Source organism: Actinoplanes sp. 13 (assembly GCF_056134165.1).
This window is the reverse complement of record NZ_JBVYOQ010000008.1, coordinates 258,119-273,815: the sequence shown is the minus strand read 5'-3', so window position 1 is coordinate 273,815 and position 15,697 is coordinate 258,119. Positions and strand designations below refer to the sequence as shown.

12 protein-coding genes are annotated in these 15,697 nt (G+C 71.8%); all 12 read right to left on the bottom strand.

What is annotated here, in order from left to right; all coding sequences use genetic code 11:
- Positions 1-42: 42 nt before the first annotated feature.
- The 12 genes from AC0NH5_RS19425 to ftsL all read right to left on the bottom strand — a co-directional run bounded on the left by AC0NH5_RS19425 (position 43) and on the right by ftsL (position 15,609).
- Complete coding sequence (locus AC0NH5_RS19425; RefSeq protein WP_474405634.1) at positions 43-795, bottom strand: cell division protein SepF; 753 nt, start codon at positions 793-795, stop codon at positions 43-45.
- A gap of 216 nt (positions 796-1,011) precedes the next feature.
- Positions 1,012-1,719, bottom strand: a complete 708-nt coding sequence (locus tag AC0NH5_RS19420; protein WP_474405632.1) for a YggS family pyridoxal phosphate-dependent enzyme — start codon at positions 1,717-1,719, stop codon at positions 1,012-1,014.
- Between the two features lie 15 nt (positions 1,720-1,734).
- The gene (ftsZ, locus tag AC0NH5_RS19415) at positions 1,735-2,868 is read right to left on the bottom strand and encodes a cell division protein FtsZ (protein ID WP_474405629.1); all 1,134 of its coding nucleotides are present in this window, start codon (positions 2,866-2,868) and stop codon (positions 1,735-1,737) included.
- Between the two features lie 301 nt (positions 2,869-3,169).
- Positions 3,170-3,937, bottom strand: a complete 768-nt coding sequence (locus tag AC0NH5_RS19410) for a cell division protein FtsQ/DivIB (RefSeq protein ID WP_474405626.1) — start codon at positions 3,935-3,937, stop codon at positions 3,170-3,172.
- A gap of 3 nt (positions 3,938-3,940) precedes the next feature.
- On the bottom strand, positions 3,941-5,377 hold the full coding sequence (gene murC, locus AC0NH5_RS19405; RefSeq protein WP_474405623.1) for a UDP-N-acetylmuramate--L-alanine ligase: 1,437 nt from the start codon (positions 5,375-5,377) through the stop codon (positions 3,941-3,943).
- A 25-nt stretch (positions 5,378-5,402) separates the two neighbouring features.
- The gene (murG, locus tag AC0NH5_RS19400) at positions 5,403-6,506 is read right to left on the bottom strand and encodes an undecaprenyldiphospho-muramoylpentapeptide beta-N-acetylglucosaminyltransferase (protein WP_474405620.1); all 1,104 of its coding nucleotides are present in this window, start codon (positions 6,504-6,506) and stop codon (positions 5,403-5,405) included.
- Positions 6,506-7,915 carry an FtsW/RodA/SpoVE family cell cycle protein gene (locus AC0NH5_RS19395; RefSeq protein WP_474405617.1) on the bottom strand — a complete coding sequence of 470 codons (1,410 nt, stop codon included), beginning with the start codon at positions 7,913-7,915 and terminating at the stop codon, positions 6,506-6,508. Before AC0NH5_RS19395 ends, murG begins: the two co-directional genes overlap by 1 nt.
- A 293-nt stretch (positions 7,916-8,208) precedes the next feature.
- Positions 8,209-9,324, bottom strand: a complete 1,116-nt coding sequence (mraY, locus tag AC0NH5_RS19390) for a phospho-N-acetylmuramoyl-pentapeptide-transferase (RefSeq protein ID WP_474405614.1) — start codon at positions 9,322-9,324, stop codon at positions 8,209-8,211.
- Between the two features lie 4 nt (positions 9,325-9,328).
- Complete coding sequence (locus tag AC0NH5_RS19385; RefSeq protein WP_474405611.1) at positions 9,329-10,702, bottom strand: UDP-N-acetylmuramoyl-tripeptide--D-alanyl-D-alanine ligase; 1,374 nt, start codon at positions 10,700-10,702, stop codon at positions 9,329-9,331.
- On the bottom strand, positions 10,699-12,204 hold the full coding sequence (locus AC0NH5_RS19380; protein WP_474405608.1) for a UDP-N-acetylmuramoyl-L-alanyl-D-glutamate--2,6-diaminopimelate ligase: 1,506 nt from the start codon (positions 12,202-12,204) through the stop codon (positions 10,699-10,701). Before AC0NH5_RS19380 ends, AC0NH5_RS19385 begins: the two co-directional genes overlap by 4 nt.
- Positions 12,205-12,261: 57 nt before the next feature.
- Positions 12,262-14,679, bottom strand: a complete 2,418-nt coding sequence (locus AC0NH5_RS19375) for a peptidoglycan D,D-transpeptidase FtsI family protein (RefSeq protein ID WP_474405605.1) — start codon at positions 14,677-14,679, stop codon at positions 12,262-12,264.
- A gap of 6 nt (positions 14,680-14,685) precedes the next feature.
- Positions 14,686-15,609 (bottom strand): cell division protein FtsL, encoded by a 924-nt coding sequence (gene ftsL / locus AC0NH5_RS19370; RefSeq protein ID WP_474405603.1) that lies wholly within the window; start codon positions 15,607-15,609, stop codon positions 14,686-14,688.
- Positions 15,610-15,697: the final 88 nt, after the last annotated feature.

Below are 15,697 nucleotides of genomic sequence, written 5' to 3'. Positions count from 1 at the left end.
GTCAGGCGGATCCCTCGTTCGGGTCAATCAGCTCGGGGTGCATCAACTCTGGGTGAAGAAGCCGCCCTCAGCGATCTTGGCCTTGTCCTCGGCGGTGACCTGGACATTCGCCGGTGAGAGCAGGAAAACCCGGTTGGTCACGCGCTCGATCGTACCGCGCAGGCCGAAGGCCAGCCCGGCGGCGAAGTCGACCAGGCGCCGAGCGTCGGACTCGTCCATCTCGGTGAGATTGATGATCACCGGGACACCGTCGCGGAAATGCTCGCCGATGGTCCGCGCCTCGCGGTAGGTCGTCGGGTGCAGCGTGGTGATCTGGTAACGCTGCTCCTCCTCGATCGGCCGCTGGTGCACCACCGGCTGAACCGCGGGCTGCGGCTTCAGCGCGAGGTTCTCCCGCGTGGAGTAGGTGAGCGCACCGGACTGCTCGGGGGCGACGGTGGGCCGGGTGATGGAGCGCACGCTCGCCCGATCGAGGCGCTCGCTCTCGTCCCGGTCCAGGTCGGCCCGGGCGGACCGGTCCATGTCACCGCGGGTGGAGGAGAGCCGGCGCTCGGAGCGCTCCGGACGGGAACGCGGCACGGCGCGCTCCTCCTCGACGTCCTCGTCGTCGGCGAACTCGTCGAGGTACCGTTCGCTGGAGTAGCGGTGGTCGCGATCACGGTCCCGATCCCGGTCGCGGTCACGGTCCCGTGAACGGTAGGAGCTCTCCCGGTAGCCGCGGTCGTCGTACCCACGGTCGTCGTCTTCCTCGACGAGGCCGAGCCAGACGCCCGCCTTACGGAACGCGCCGCTCATGCCGCCCCCTCCTGGGATGAGTCCATGCCCCCCACCTCTCCGTCCGCTGTTGCGGCCCGCGCCCCCTCGGCGTGCCGCGTCCCCCCTTTGCGGGCCGAGAAAAAGATCCGATTCGGACCCACGACCCGCTGCGACGCCGCGTCGTCGAACGCGCCGGCGCCCGGGGAGGCGCGTCGCGTAAAACAACACCTGTGTAGTTTGCTGCCCGCCGCAAGGCTACCGCAGCGAGTTTCGCATCCCGAGTAAAGATGTACCGATCCGTACGTGTGTCGCCCCGTGCCGGACGGCCGCCTCCAGGTCGCCGCTCATGCCCGCGGAGACCGTGGTGGCGCCGGGAAAACGCTCGCTCATCCGTTCCGACAGGGCGGCGAGCTGTGCGAACGCGCGATCCGGGTCCCAGCCCCGCGGCGCGACCGCCATCAGGCCGCCGAGCCGCAGACCGTCCGATGAGGTCACCGCGTCGGATACCCGCCAAAGATCATTTTCAACCACGCCGCCGCGGGCCGGGTCGCCGTCCAGACTGATCTGGATCAGCACCTCGAGCGGGACCTCGCGCTCGGCGGCGGCCCGGGCCAGCGCGGCGACCAGGCGCTCCGAGTCCACCGACTCGATCACGTCCGCGTACGCCGCCACGGACCGTGCCTTGTTGCGCTGCAACTGCCCGACGAAGTGCCAGCGCAGCCGCACCCCGGCGGCCTGCACCTCGGTCGCCTTGGCGGCCGCTTCCTGCGCCTTGTTCTCCCCGACGTCGGTGACGCCGAGCCCGGCGAGCAACAGGACGTCGCTCGCCGGGTACGTCTTGGTCACCGCGGTCAGGGTGACCGCCCCGGGCGGCCGGCCGGCCGCCGCGCAGGCTCGATCGATGCGCTCTCGCACCTGGTCCAGGGCAGCGGCGAGCTGCGCGCGGCGGCCGGGATCAGTCATCAGAACCCAGCAGCGTCAGGAGCCGTTCTTCAGGAAGTCCGGCACGTCCACGTCGTCGAAGAGCATCCGGCTGCGCGGCGTCGGCGCGGCCGGCGCCACCGGAGCACTGGTGCTCGCGGGGCTGGCCGGCACCTGCGGCGCGGCCGGCGGCGTGGCCGGCTGCGGCACCTTGCGCACCGACTCGGCCGGCTTGTACGACGGGGTGCCCCCGTCGAAGCCCGCCGCGATCACCGTGACGCGGACCTCGTCGCCGAGCGCGTCGTCGATCACCGCACCGAAGATGATGTTCGCGTCCGGGTGGGCCGCGTCGGTGACCAGCTGCGCCGCGTCGTTGATCTCGAAGAGGCCGAGGTCGGAACCGCCTGCGATGGAGAGCAGCACGCCGCGGGCGCCGTCCATGCTCTGCTCCAGCAGCGGGCTGGAGATCGCCTTCTCGGCGGCCTCCACGGCGCGGTTGTCGCCGCGCGCCGAGCCGATGCCCATCAGGGCGCTGCCGGCTTCCTTCATGACGCTCTTGACGTCGGCGAAGTCCAGGTTGATCAGACCCGGCGTGGTGATCAGGTCGGTGATGCCCTGAACACCGGAGAGCAGCACCTGGTCGGCCTGGCGGAAGGCGTCCATCATGCTGATCCCACGGTCGCCGAGGGCGAGCAGCCGGTCGTTCGGGATCACGATCAGCGTGTCGCACTGGTTGCGCAGCTCGTCGATGCCGGCCTCGGCCTGCACCTGACGGCGCTTGCCCTCGAACGAGAACGGCCGGGTCACCACGCCGATGGTGAGCGCGCCGAGCTTGCGGGCGATGTTCGCCACGACGGGCGCGCCGCCGGTGCCGGTACCGCCGCCCTCGCCGCAGGTCACGAAGACCATATCGGCGCCCTTGAGCACTTCTTCGATCTCGTCGCGGTGGTCCTCGGCGGCGCTCTTGCCGACGTCGGGCTGCGCGCCGGCCCCGAGGCCGCGGGTCAGTTCCCGGCCGACGTCCAGCTTGACGTCGGCGTCGCTCATCAACAGGGCCTGTGCATCGGTGTTGATCGCGATGAACTCGACGCCCTTGAGCCCAACCTCGATCATGCGGTTCACGGCGTTCACGCCGCCACCGCCGATGCCGACCACCTTGATGACCGCCAGGTAGTTGTGCGGAGGTGTCATCGGGCTCAGCCTTCCCTTCCGGGGTTGGCGAATGTCGACGGCCCCTGCGGCCCGCCAGGAGGAACCGCACTTTCGACATTCGCTGCCGTCCAAGGGAGGGCGAGGAAACCCTCACCCTCTACTAGAGGTTTAGAGTTATGTCAACCACTCCAACCTCTCGACGCAACGTATGCGGACATCCGCCCGCAGCCAAAGACCCCGAGCGGCGTGTCGCATCCGCTTACGTGGCGAGAATCCGACTCACCCGTAACCTTGCGGCGATTATTCCGTTTGCACCCATATTGTCCGAATAATGGGTAACCTACCTGATCGTCACGACCGACGGTGCACTGACGTCGATCTCCTCGCCCTTCTGTCCTAACAGAGCGGTGGCCACCTTGCTCTTCTCGTCGCTCTTGGTGTCGTCGCCCCAGACGACCACGCGGCCCTTGCGCAACTCCAGCCGGATCTCCACCGGTGACGGCACCGAGACCGCCACCAACTGCTCGCGCAGCTCGTCGCTGAGCGAGCCGAGCACGGTCAGCGCCGAGCCGGTGTTGCCGTCGGTGGGCGCGGGCGTGGCGAGCCGGGCCAGCGGCAACCCGCGCGGCTGCTTCGACACCACCCGGAACGGCACGCCCTCGGCGTCGATCAGGAGGAACTGGCCCCGGCCCGGCACCGCGGCCACCGCGGTCCGCTCGACCACCTCGACCACCAGCGTCGAGGGCCAGCTGCGGCTCACCACCACCCGGTCCACCGGAGGCAGGCCGCGCACCCGGGCGCTCACCTCGTCCAGGTCCACCCGGGCCAGGGGCTGCCGGTCGGGCACTGCCGCCGCCTCGCGCACCTGCTCCGGGCTGAGCAGCTCGGACCCGACGACCTGCACCTGTCGCACACCCAGCACCGCGGTGCCGTAGACCAGCCAGACCAGGCCACCCACGACCAGAAGCACGCCGGCGGTGACCGCCCAGGGCAGTGCGGCGCGCAGCCGGCGCTGCCGGGCGCGCGCCATGAAGCGCCGGGCCGACGGTGGCACGGCGTCCGTGTCGGCCCGCACCAGCCGCCAGTTACGCGCGCCCCCGCCCGCCATCGGTCAGCGCGCCAGGTCCGGCTGCTGATCCGCCTCGGCCAGCGCGCCCAGCAGCTCGTCGCCCATCAGCGAGATCGGCGGGGCGCCCATGGTCACCACCACGTCACCGGGACGGCTGCGCCGCACCACCTCGGCCGGCACGTCCTCCCAGTCCGGCACGAAGACCTTGCACTCGGCGGGCAGCTGGATCGCGGCGGTCAGCGAACGGCCACCCTCACCCGGGCCGCGGGTCTCCCCCGGCCCGAACACCTCCATGCAGATCACCTCGTCGGCGACCGCCAGCGCGTCGGCCAGGTCGGCCTCCAGATCGCGGGTCCGGTACACCCGGTACGGCTGGAAGACGACCAGCAGGCGGCCGTCGCCGGCCACGTCCCGCAGCGTGCGCAGCGCCGCCTTCACCGAGGTCGGGTGGTACGCGTACTCGTCGTACACCCGCACGCCCGCGGCGATGCCCTTGCGCTCGAACCGCCGCCGCACCCCCGGGAACGACTCCAGGGCCTCGACCACCTTGGTCAGCGGCAGCCCCAGCTTCAGCGCGGTCAGCACGGTGGCCGCGCTGTTCAGGCCCATGTGCGTGCCGGGCAGCGCCAGCTTGATCTCGCCGAGCGACTCGCCGTCCAGCTCGGCGGAGTACCGCACGCCGCTCACGGTGGTGACGATGTCACTGACCCGCAGGTCCGCGCCGGCCGACTCGCCGTACGTGTAGACCGTCCGGCCGGCCGCCCGCAGCCCGGCGATCAGCTCCTCGGTGCCCGGCCCGTCCGCGCAGGTCACCACGAACCCGTCGGCCAGCGACCCGAACTCCAGGAAGCCCGCCTTCAGCGTCTCCAGGTCGCCCCAGTTGTTGAGGTGGTCGCCCTCGATGTTCGTGATGATCGCGACGTGCGGCCGGTAGATCAGGAAGGTGCGGTCGTGCTCGTCGGCCTCGGCCACGAAGTGCGGGCCGGTGCCGTGGTGCCCGTTCGAGCCGGCCGCCGACATCTCGCCGCCGATCACGAACGACGGGTCCTGCCCGGCGTGCTGCAGGATCACCGTCATGATCGACGTGGTGGTGGTCTTGCCGTGGGTGCCGGCCACCGCGATCGTCTGCCGGTCGGTCATCGCCGCGGCGAGCGCCTCGGAGCGGTGCAGCACGCGCAGCCCGCGCCGGCGCGCCTCCACCATCTCCACGTGGTCCTGCGGGATCGCGGTGGAGTAGACGACCGTGTCGACACCGTCGAGGTTCGACGGCTCGTGCGCCATGTGGACGGTGCCGCCCAGCGCGCGCAACGCCGTCAGCGCGGGCCACTCGCGCAGCTCGCTGCCGGAGACCGGAACGCCGCGGGTGAGCAGGAGCCGGGCCAGGCCGGCCATCCCGACGCCGCCGATCCCGATCAGGTGCACGCTGCCCAGGTCCTCGGCGGTCATCTCACCGGCCGGCGTCAGCTCCGCCGTGTTCACAGATCCACTCCCTCACCGAAAGTCATCAACGCACTGCCTCCAGAACGAAGCGCAGCAGCGCCTCGTCACCGTCGCGGCGACCGTACCCGGCGGCCGCGGCGCCCATCGTGGCGAGGCGCTGCCGGTCCCGCGCCAGCGGGATGATGTGGCGCTCGATCCAGTCCGGGGTGAGCTCGCTGTTGTCGACCAGCAGGCCGCCACCCGACTCCACCACCGGCAGCGCGTTGCGGCGCTGCTCCTGGTTGCTGAACGGGTACGGCACATAGACGGCCGGCATGCCGAGCGCGGTGGTCTCGGCGACCGTGATCGCCCCACCCCGGCAGAGCATCAGGTCGGCGGCAGCGTAACCGAGCTGCATGTCCGACAGGTAGGGCACGACGACATAGGGCACCGGCAGGTCGTTCGGCACCTCGAACGGGTCGTTGCGCCCGCCCTGCACGTGCAGCACCTGGATGCCGGCGTGGGCCAGCCGCTTGGCCGCCGCGGCGACCGCCAGGTTGATGGTGCGCGCGCCGGACGAGCCGCCGGAGACGAACAGGACCGGCAGGTCCGGGCGCAGCCCGAAGTGGTAGAGCGCCTGCGGGCGCAGCGCCGGCCGGTCCATGTGCGTGATCCCGGTGCGCAGCGGCACACCGACCAGCCGCGCGTTGCGCAGCGACTCGGCCTGCTCCAGCTGGTGCGGGAAACCGACGGCGATCCGCTTGGTGAACTTCATGCCCATCCGGTTCGCGACGCCCGGCGGCACGTTGACCTCGTGGATCACGATCGGCAGCTCGCGCCGCCACGCCGCCAGGTAGGCCGGGACCGACACGTACCCGCCGAAGCCCACCACGACCTCGGCCTGCACCTCGTCGATGATCTCGCCGGCCGCGGAGGCGGACTTCCACATCCGGTCCGGCGTGCGCAGCAGGTCCAGGTTCAGCGAGCGCGGCAGCTGGAACGCCGGGATGACCCGCAGGTCGTACCCCGCCGCCGGGATGAGCTGGTTCTCCATCCCCTTCGGGCTGCCCAGCGTCGTGATCCTGACCTGGGGGAAGTGGCGCCGCAGAGCGTCGGCGAAGGCGAGCAGCGGATAGATGTGACCACCGGTGCCTCCTCCGGCGAGCACGACCGACCGCAGCGGACCCATCACCGTCTCCTCTCGCCCCCCGCGTCCGCGGATGCCCGAACGCCCGGCTTCTTCTGCGCGGGCGGGCGCGGCTTGCCCGGCCGCCGCGGCGGGGGGAGCGGCGGCAGCGGGGCCCACACTAGTCGCACCCATCTCGGCGTCGGACGGGCGTTCAGGGCTCGCGCCGCCTCGGGTTCCGCACGGGCGAACGAGGCCAGCATGCCGATCGCCGCCAGCGTCACGATCAAGGCGCTGCCACCTGCGGAGATGAACGGCAGCGGCAGGCCGGTGATGGGCAGCAGCCCGACCACCCCGCCCATGTTGATCACGGCCTGGGCGACCAGCCAAGTGGTGATCGCACAGGCGGCGAGCCGGCGGAACGGGTCCTGCACGCGGCGGGCGATCCGGAACCCGGTGTACGCGAGCACCGACAGCAGCGCCAGCACCACCGCGCACCCGACCACGCCCAGTTCCTCGGCGAGGATCGCGAAGATGAAGTCGTTCTCCGCCTCCGGCACCCAGCCCCACTTCAGCGCGCTCTCCCCCAGGCCGACCCCGAACCAGCCGCCCTCGAAGATCGCTGAGCGGCCCGAGATGGCCTGGTAGCACTCCTTCGTCGGGTCGCACTTGTCGAGCGGGGTGAGGAAGCTGGTGAGCCGCGCCAAGCGGTAGTTCTCCTCACCCACCGCGCCCGAACCCGCGCCCCGCGACGCCGCGGCGATCAGCAGGCCCACGCCGGCCAGCCCGAGCACGCCCAGCGCGGTGAACACCCGCATCCGCACGCCGGCCGCCCACAGCAGCCCCACGATCAGCGCCAGCAGCACCAGCATGGTGCCGAGGTCGTTGTAGCCGACCAGCACGAACAGCAGCCCGATCACCGGGAACAGCGGCATCGCCAGCTCCCGCCAGTAACCGAGGTCCGCGCCCTTGCGGGCGATCACGTCGGCACCCCACAGCACCATGCCGAGTTTGGCCAGCTCACCTGGCTGGATGCTGACCGGACCGAGGATCAGCCAGTTCAGGTTGGCGTTGAGCGGACCGAGAGTCTGCTTCGGCCCCAGCACCCCCACCGACCGGAGCGCGTTCAGCGCCGCCAGCACTGTGAGCAGCACGATCGCCAGACCGAGCACATATTTGCCGAGGCTGCGGAAGGTCATCGCCGGCAGCCGCTGACAGGCCCAGAACGCGACCAGCCCGAGAAGCGCATAGACCACCTGGCTGCTGGTGGCCGAGAACGCGTCGCCGTGCTTCGCGAACGCCTCCACGCTGGTCGCCGAGAAGACCATGGTCAACCCGATCAGCAGCAGCATGCCGGAGCTGGCGATCAGCAGGTAGTAGGACGACAGAGGTCGCGCCAGCAGCCCGTGCACCGCGGGCAGCAGCTGCCGGCTCAGCGACGGGCGGGCCATGGAACTACGGTCGTCCGCCATGTCCCCATCATCGTCCGGTGTGCACACGAGGCAGCGTCACGTCGATGGCGTGTCGCGGGAGACCTGGACGACTTTCTTGCCCGCACTGCTTCTTCTGGCGTACGCACATCGCAGTCCCCGCCGATTCCAGACAGTCCCGGGGCTACCCCGCGGTCTCCCTGCAGCGTCCAGGCCGCCCGGCGCCCGCCGGGCCCAGGCGGCCCACCACCCCCCACGGCGGAACCACCAGCGTGGGGACTTGAGGTGCGTAGCGCACCCGAACTCCCCACGCAGGCCTCGGCGTGGTTCGGCGGTCAGCCCATGACCGCCAGGTGATCGCTGTAGAACAGGCCCAGACCGATGGCGGCGCAGATGCCCGCGATGATCCAGAAGCGGACCACGATGTTGACCTCGCTCCAGCCGGCCAGTTCGAAGTGGTGCTGGAGCGGAGACATCCGGAACACCCGCTTGCCGGTCGTCTTGAACGAGATGATCTGAATGACCACCGACATCGTGATGATGACGAACAGGCCGCCGATGATGACCGAGAGCAGCGTGGTGCGGGTGGCCACCGCGAGGCCGCCGATCAGGCCGCCGAGGGCGAGCGCCCCGGTGTCGCCCATGAAGATGCGAGCCGGGTTGGTGTTCCACCAGAGGAAGCCGACGCAGGCCGCCGCCGCCGCTGCCGCGATCATGGCGATCTCCAGCGGGTCCCGGACCTGATAACAGTGCTGCTCGGTGAGCCTGCTGATGGTGCGGTAGTCGTCGTCACCGCACCAGTGGCGGTACTGCCAGAAGCCGATCAGCGAGTACGCGCCGAGCACCAGGATCGAGGCGCCGGTGGCCAGGCCGTCGAGGCCGTCGGTCAGGTTCACGCCGTTGGACATCGCCATGATGACGAAGACGAAGACCATGACCGAGCCGACCTTGCCGACGTCGAGCCAGCTCACGTCGCGGATGAAGGAGATCTGCTCGCTGGCCACGGTCTGGCCGTTGGTGCTCGGGAAGTACAGCGCGGCGATGCCGAAGCCGGTGCCGATGATCAGCTGGCCGAGCAGTTTGCCCTTGGCGCTGAGGCCGTCCGAGTTGCGTTTGCGGACCTTCAGGAAGTCGTCCAGGAAGCCGACGGCGCCGCAGAAGACGAAGACGCCGAGCAGGACCAGGGCGGTCATGGTCGGCTTCTCCTGGGCGATCTGCCGGTCCGGGAGCGTGGTCAGGGCCAGGTGACCGGCCACGTACGCGAAGACCGTGGCGATGATGAACGCCACCCCACCCATCGTGGGGGTGCCCTTCTTACCCATGTGGGTGGCCGGGCCGATGGTGCGGATCGGCTGTCCCGCCTTGAGGGCCGAGAAGACTCGGATGGCGAGCGGGGTGCCGAACAGCGAGATGAGAAAGGCGACCGCGGCCGCGACGATTACTGCCCTCACGGGGCTAAACCTCCTCGGAACGCCGCAGCCAGTCGGCGACGTCCCACGTGCGGTACCGGGAACCCTTGACCAGCACGACGTCGTCGGCGCGCAGGTCCTGCTGCAGAATCTCGATCGCGGCTGCCTGGTCGGCGGCGAAGTGCGCGGTGCCCGGCCACCCCGTGAAGCCGGCGGCGCCGTCCAGGATCGGCCGGGCCTCGCCGGCCACCACGATCAGCCGGTCCACGCCGAGCTCGGCGGCGAGCCGCCCGACCTCGGTGTGACCGGAGTTCTCGAACTCGCCGAGCTCGGCCATGTACCCGAGGACGGCGGTGGTGCGCTTCTTCTCCCCCATCGCCGCGAGCGCGCGCAGGGCGGCCGCGGTGGAGGACGGATTGGCGTTGTACGAGTCGTCGATGACCGTCACGCCGTCGGGCCGGGTGAAGACGTCCATCCGGCGGCCGGAGACGATGCCGACCTCGCCCAGGGCGGTGGTCAGCTCGCCCGGGTCCATGCCCGCCGCCAGCGCCACGGCGGCGGCCGCGAGCGTGTTCGCCACCTGGTGACGGCCGGTGACGCCGAGACGGACAGGTCCGGCGTCCTGAAGTGTGTAACTGGCGCGCCCGGCCTCGTCGAGCACGACATCGGTCGCCGTCAGGTCCGCGTTCCCGGACTCGCCGACGAGCACCACCCGCGCCGCCGTGCGGGACGCCATCGCCGCAACCAACGGATCGTCGGCGTTGAGGATCGCCACCCCGTCCGACGGCAGCGCCTCGACCAGTTCGCCCTTGGCCAGCGCGGTCCCCTCCACCGACCCGAACTCGCCGATGTGCGCGGCGCCGACGTTGAGCACCACGCCGATCCGCGGGCGGGCGATGCCGGTCAGGTACCGGATGTGCCCGATCCCGCGGGCGCCCATCTCCAGCACCAGGAACCGGGTCTCCGGCGTGGCCTGCAGCACCGTGTAGGGAAAACCGAGCTCGTTGTTGAGCGAACCGGCCGGCGCCACGGTCGGCCCGAGACGGGCCAGCAGCTGCCCGATGTAGTCCTTGGTCGTGGTCTTCCCGGACGACCCGGTCAGCCCGACGACGGTGAGCTGGTCCAGCCGGGACACCACGGCCCGGGCCAGCGCCGCCAGCGCGGCCAGCGGGTCCTCGACCACGACGCCCGGCTGCCCGGTGTCCCGGGAGCCGAGGACGCCGGCCGCTCCGGCCGCCACGGCGGTGCCGGCGAAGTCGTGCCCGTCGACCTTCTCGCCGGCGAAAGCGACGAACAGGCCGCCCGGCCCGATGCGGCGGGAGTCGTACTCCACGCTTCCGGTCACGGGTGTCGCAGCGTCGGCGTTGACCAGCTTCCCGTCGACGACGGATGCGATCTCGGCCAGCGTCATGCGGATCATGGTCGGCCCTCCAGCGCGGCGGCCAGCTCGATGCGGTCGTCGAACGGCAGCACCTCGCCGCCGACCTCCTGGCCTTGTTCGTTGCCCTTGCCCAGCACTGCGATCACGTCGCCGGCCGTGGCCAGCCGGACCGCCTCGTTGATCGCCGCGCGCCGGCCGGACACTTCGATGACCTTGGCGGGCGTGGACGCTGCCTCGGCTCCGGCGCGCACGGCTGCCCGTACGACAGCGGGGTCCTCGGTCCTGGGGTTGTCGTCTGTGATGATCACCAGATCGGCGCCGTGCGCGGCGGCCTCGCCCATCAGCGGCCGCTTGCCCCGATCCCGGTCGCCCCCGGCGCCGAGCACGCAGATCAGCCGCCCGCCGCGGGTGGTGGCCAGCTCACGCAGCGCCGCGAGGGCCGCCACGATCGCGTTCGGCTTGTGCGCGTAGTCGACCACGCCGAGGACGTCGCTCGCCGCCTCGACCTGCTCCAGGCGGCCGGGCACCCCCCGGCAGGCGGCGATGCCCCGGCCCGCCACCGCCGGGTCGACGCCGACCGCGGTCAGCAGGGCGAGCGCGAGCAGCGCGTTCGCCACGTTGTGCAGGCCGGGCAGGGCGACGCCGGTCTCGACGGTCAGGCCGTCCGGGCCGTGCGCGGTGAAGAGCTGGCCGAAGTCGGAGGGCCGGACGTCGCCCGCCCACCAGGTGGCCGCCCGGTCGCCGGCCGCCGAGTAGGTGATCGACGCCTCCCGATGGAGGCGCATCACTTCGGCGTCGTCCCGGTTCAGCACCTCGACCGCGGACCGGCCGTCGAACAACCGGGCCTTCGCCGCGAAGTACTCCTCGGTCGTCGGGTGGAAGTCCAGGTGATCCTGCCCGAAGTTCGTGTAGCCGCCGGCCGCGAACCGGATCCCGTCGGCCCGGCCCATCACCAGCGCGTGGCTGGAGACCTCCATGACCACGGCCTGCACCCCGCGCTCCACCCCGGCGGCGAGCACCGCCTGCAGGTCGGTCGCCTCCGGTGTGGTGCGCACGCTCTTGACCACCACGTCGCCGATCCGGGTCTCCACCGTGCCGACCAGGCCGCTCACCAGCCCGGCGGCCCGCAGGCCCGCCTCCACCAGATAGGACGTCGACGTCTTGCCGGCCGTGCCGGTGATGCCGATCATCGTGAGCCGTCGTGACGGCTCACCGTAGATCGCGGCCGCTGCGGCGCCGAGCACCGCACGCGGATCGTCGGCGACCAGCACCGGCAGCCCGGCGGCGACCGCGGCGTCCCGGCCGGCCGGGTCGGTCAGCACCGCCACCGCGCCCGAGCCCGCCGCACCGGCGATGAACTCCGCACCGTGCCGGTTCGCGCCGGGCAAGGCCGCGTAAAGATCGCCGGGACGAACCGCGCCACTACTGTGTGTGACCCCGGTGACGGCGATGTCACCACCGCTCAGCGCCGCCGGAAGCAGCTCGGCGAGCTGCTGCAACCGGAACGGCGGAACGGTCTCGGGTCGGGGAATGCCGGACACGGCGTCAGACCCTACCCCGTGCCGCACAGGTTCCTGTCAACGCCATGCGGCGGGGACTCATGGATGGATCTTGAAGGTCGGTGGCTTGGTACCGGACGGTGGCTCACGGTAATGAAGCAGGGTGTAGGACATCATCTGGCTGAACGCCGGCGCCGCCACGGCGCCACCGCCGCCGGAACGGACATCCATGGACACCGCGATCACGTACCGCGGGTCCTCGGCCGGCGCCATGCCGACGAACGAGCTGGCGTTGTGGCTGGTGTACTGGCCGTCGATGAGCAGCTTGCCGGTGCCGGTCTTGCCGGCCACCCGGTAATCGGTCACCCGGGCGGCCTTGCCGGTGCCGTCCTTGTGCTGCACCACGGCCTCCATCATCGTCCGCAGCTGGGCGGCGATGTGCGGGTCGAGCACCTTGCGGGTCTGCGGCGGCGGCGCCGGGGTGACCTTGTCGTCGTCCCCGTCGATGGTCGCCTTGACCAGGTGCGGCTGGATCCAGGTGCCGTCGTTGGCGATCGCGCCGTACCCGGCGGCCATCTGGATCAGCGTGGCCGCGACGCTGTGCCCGACCGGGACCGAGCCGACCGCTGAACCGCTCCAGTCCTCCGGCTTCAGCAGCTGACCCTCGGCCTCGCCGGGCATGCCCACGCCGGTGGCCCGGCCCAGCCCGAACTTCTGCTGGTACTCGTAGATCTTCTCCTTGCCCAGCTGCTCACCGATCAGGATGGTGCCCACGTTGGAGGAGAGCGCCAGCAGGCCCGGCATGGTCATCTCGGTGTTCGGCGGCATCGGGTGGGTGTCCTCGAAGGGCTCGCCACCCCGCTCGATGGCCGGGCCGATCTTCCGGACCGAGTCCGGCGTGATGATGCCCTCCTGCAGCGCGGCGCCGAAGACGAACGCCTTGTGCGTGGAGCCCGGGTCGGTGACCACGCTGGTCGAGAAGTCGACCCGGTCCTCCGGATCGACCTTGTTCGGCTCGGCCGCGCTGAACGGCGGGTAGCTCGCCTGCGCCAGCACCTCGCCGGTCCGCGCGTCGAGGACCACCGCCCCGCCGACCGTGGCGTCGCGCTTCTCGGCCTCGGTGGCGAGCACCTGCTGGACCTTGAACTGCAGCTCCCGGTCGATGGTGAGCTGCAGGGAGCTGCCCGGCTCGGCCTTCTTCTCGTGCTCGTACCCGCCCGGGATCGGCGCGTTCAACGGACCCTTGCCGATCTCGAACACCCGCTGGCCGTCGGTGCCGTGCAGCAGGTCGTCGTAGCGTGCCTCCAGGCCCTCCAGGCCGCGCTGCTCGTCGCCGGTGAAGCCGATCAGGTTGGCGGCCAGGTCCTTGCCCGGCACGTCGCGGCGCTCGTCGCTGGCGGTGTAGATGCCCGGCAGCTTCAACGCGTCGATCCGGTCGGCCTTCGTCACGTCAACGCCGCGGGCCAGGTAGCGGAACTGCGTCCACCGGCCCAGCACCTGCTTGCGCTGCATGTTCGCCTCGAGCTCGGAGCGCGGGATGCCGAGCACCGGCGACAGCTCGGCCGCGACCGCCGGGATCTGCCCCTGGAGCTTGACGTTCTCCGGGTCGGCGTGCACATAGCGGGCCGGCACGCTGTGCGCGAGCACGTTGTTGAACCGGTCCAGGATGCTGCCGCGCGGCGCCGGCAGGTCGACCGTGGCAAGCCGCTTCGTGCGCAGCAGCTGCAGGCTGGCGATCTCCTCCGACGGGGTGGCCACCTGCAACACGACCAGCCGCACACCGATGGTGACGAACAGCGCGAGCGCGAGCACGGTGCCCAGCCGCAGCCGGCGGGTGCTGTTGGCGAGCTTGGGCGGCTCGGGCCGGCGGCGCGGTGCGCCGGGCCGGTCGGATCGGCGGTCACCGCGTCCGGTTGCGGTCCGTCGTGGTCCTTCGGCTTTTGCGGTACGCCCTACGCCCGCACGTTCCCGGTCAGAGGCATCCCGGCGGACACCGGCATCAGTCCGGCGCCCGCGTCCGCTCTCCCGCTCCGGTCCCGTCCGCCGATCCCGGTCCAGGTCCGCGCGGCGGTCCCGCTCGGATGCCGCTTTCCGGTCGCGGTCCCGGTCGCGCTCCGGTGCGGCCCTGCGGTCCCGCTCCGGTGCCGCTGTCCGGTCCCGCTCCGGTGCCGCCTTCCGATCCGCCCTGGTCTGGCGCGGAGTCTCCGGTTCGGCCTCCGGGGTGGTGTCGGCCGGGCGCCCGCGGCCCCGCGTACGCTGGCCGGCCTCGCCGCCGTCGAGCACCTGGAGCGCCGGCCGGAACGGGTCGGTGGTGCGCCCGGAGCGCGGCAGGCGTCCCCGCTCAGCCACGGTGCGGCCGCGCGGGGTGTAGGCACGAGCCTCCCCGATGCTGGACCGCCCCCGCCGGCCGGCGCCGTCCTCGCGCTCGTCGTGCTCGTCCGGACCGGGAAGATCGCGCGACGAGCCGCGCCGGGGCGATGCACCCCGGCGCGGTTCGTCCTCGGCTCGCGGCGCCATGCCGGCCTACTGCCCGGCGCCGGCGGGCGGCGCGCCCACGGCGTCGGGAGAGTCCTCGGCGGTCGTGCCGGAAATCTCCAGCGAACCCTGCGTGCCCTGCACGCCCAGGGTGCCCTGCGTGCCCTGAACACCCTGCCCCTGCGTGCCCTGGACACCCTGCGCGCCCTGAACACCCTGGCCCTGTGCGCCTTGAACACCCTGCTCCTGCGTGCCCTGGGTGCCCGGCACGGTCTGGCCCGCCGGGTTCTGGACCTGACCGCCGGCGTCGGGCGAGTCCTGGGTCCGCCCACCACCGGACGCGTCCCCGGTCCGGCCGGCGTCCGGCGAGTCCTGCGCGGTCGGGCCGACCGGGCCGCGACCGGGCTTCGGCGGACGGATGATCTTCCCGTCCGGCAGCCGGATCATGGCCGGGTCCTCGGCCAGCACCAGGCCCAGCCGGCGGGCCGCGGCGTGCAGGTTGCCCGGGTTGGACGCCTGGATGAGCTGCTGCTCCAGGGTGAGCTGCTCCTTGTCCAGGACGGCCTTCTCCTTGCGCAGCGCGTCCAGCCGGAACGACTGCTCCATCGTCTTGGTGTTGATGAACAGGATGCCGAGCACACCGAGCAGCACCACGGCGACCACCGCCGCGGCGAACGTGGCCCGGGGCGCCCGGATCGGCGCCGGCGGGGCCACCCACAGCCGCGGGCGACCGGCGGGCTCCGGCGCGGTGGCCGTCACCTCCAGGTCAGAGACATCGAGCGCGAGCGCGGCCGTACCCTCGACGGGTCCGCCGGTCTTGCCACCACGGGCCCGAGCGCCGATCTCCCCGCCGCGCCCCCGCAGCGGCTTGCCGGCCCCGCGCAGCGGCTTCTCAGCCCCACGCAGCGGCTTCTCGGCCCCGCCCCGCAGCGGCTTGTCGGTCTCGCCGCGGGCCGTCCTGTCGCTCCGCATCCCGGAGCGGCGCGTGTCGGATCCGGGGGTCTGGCGCGCCCCCCGGGCGCCAGTTCCCCGGTCCCGTGCATCGCGGCTGTCCCCGCGC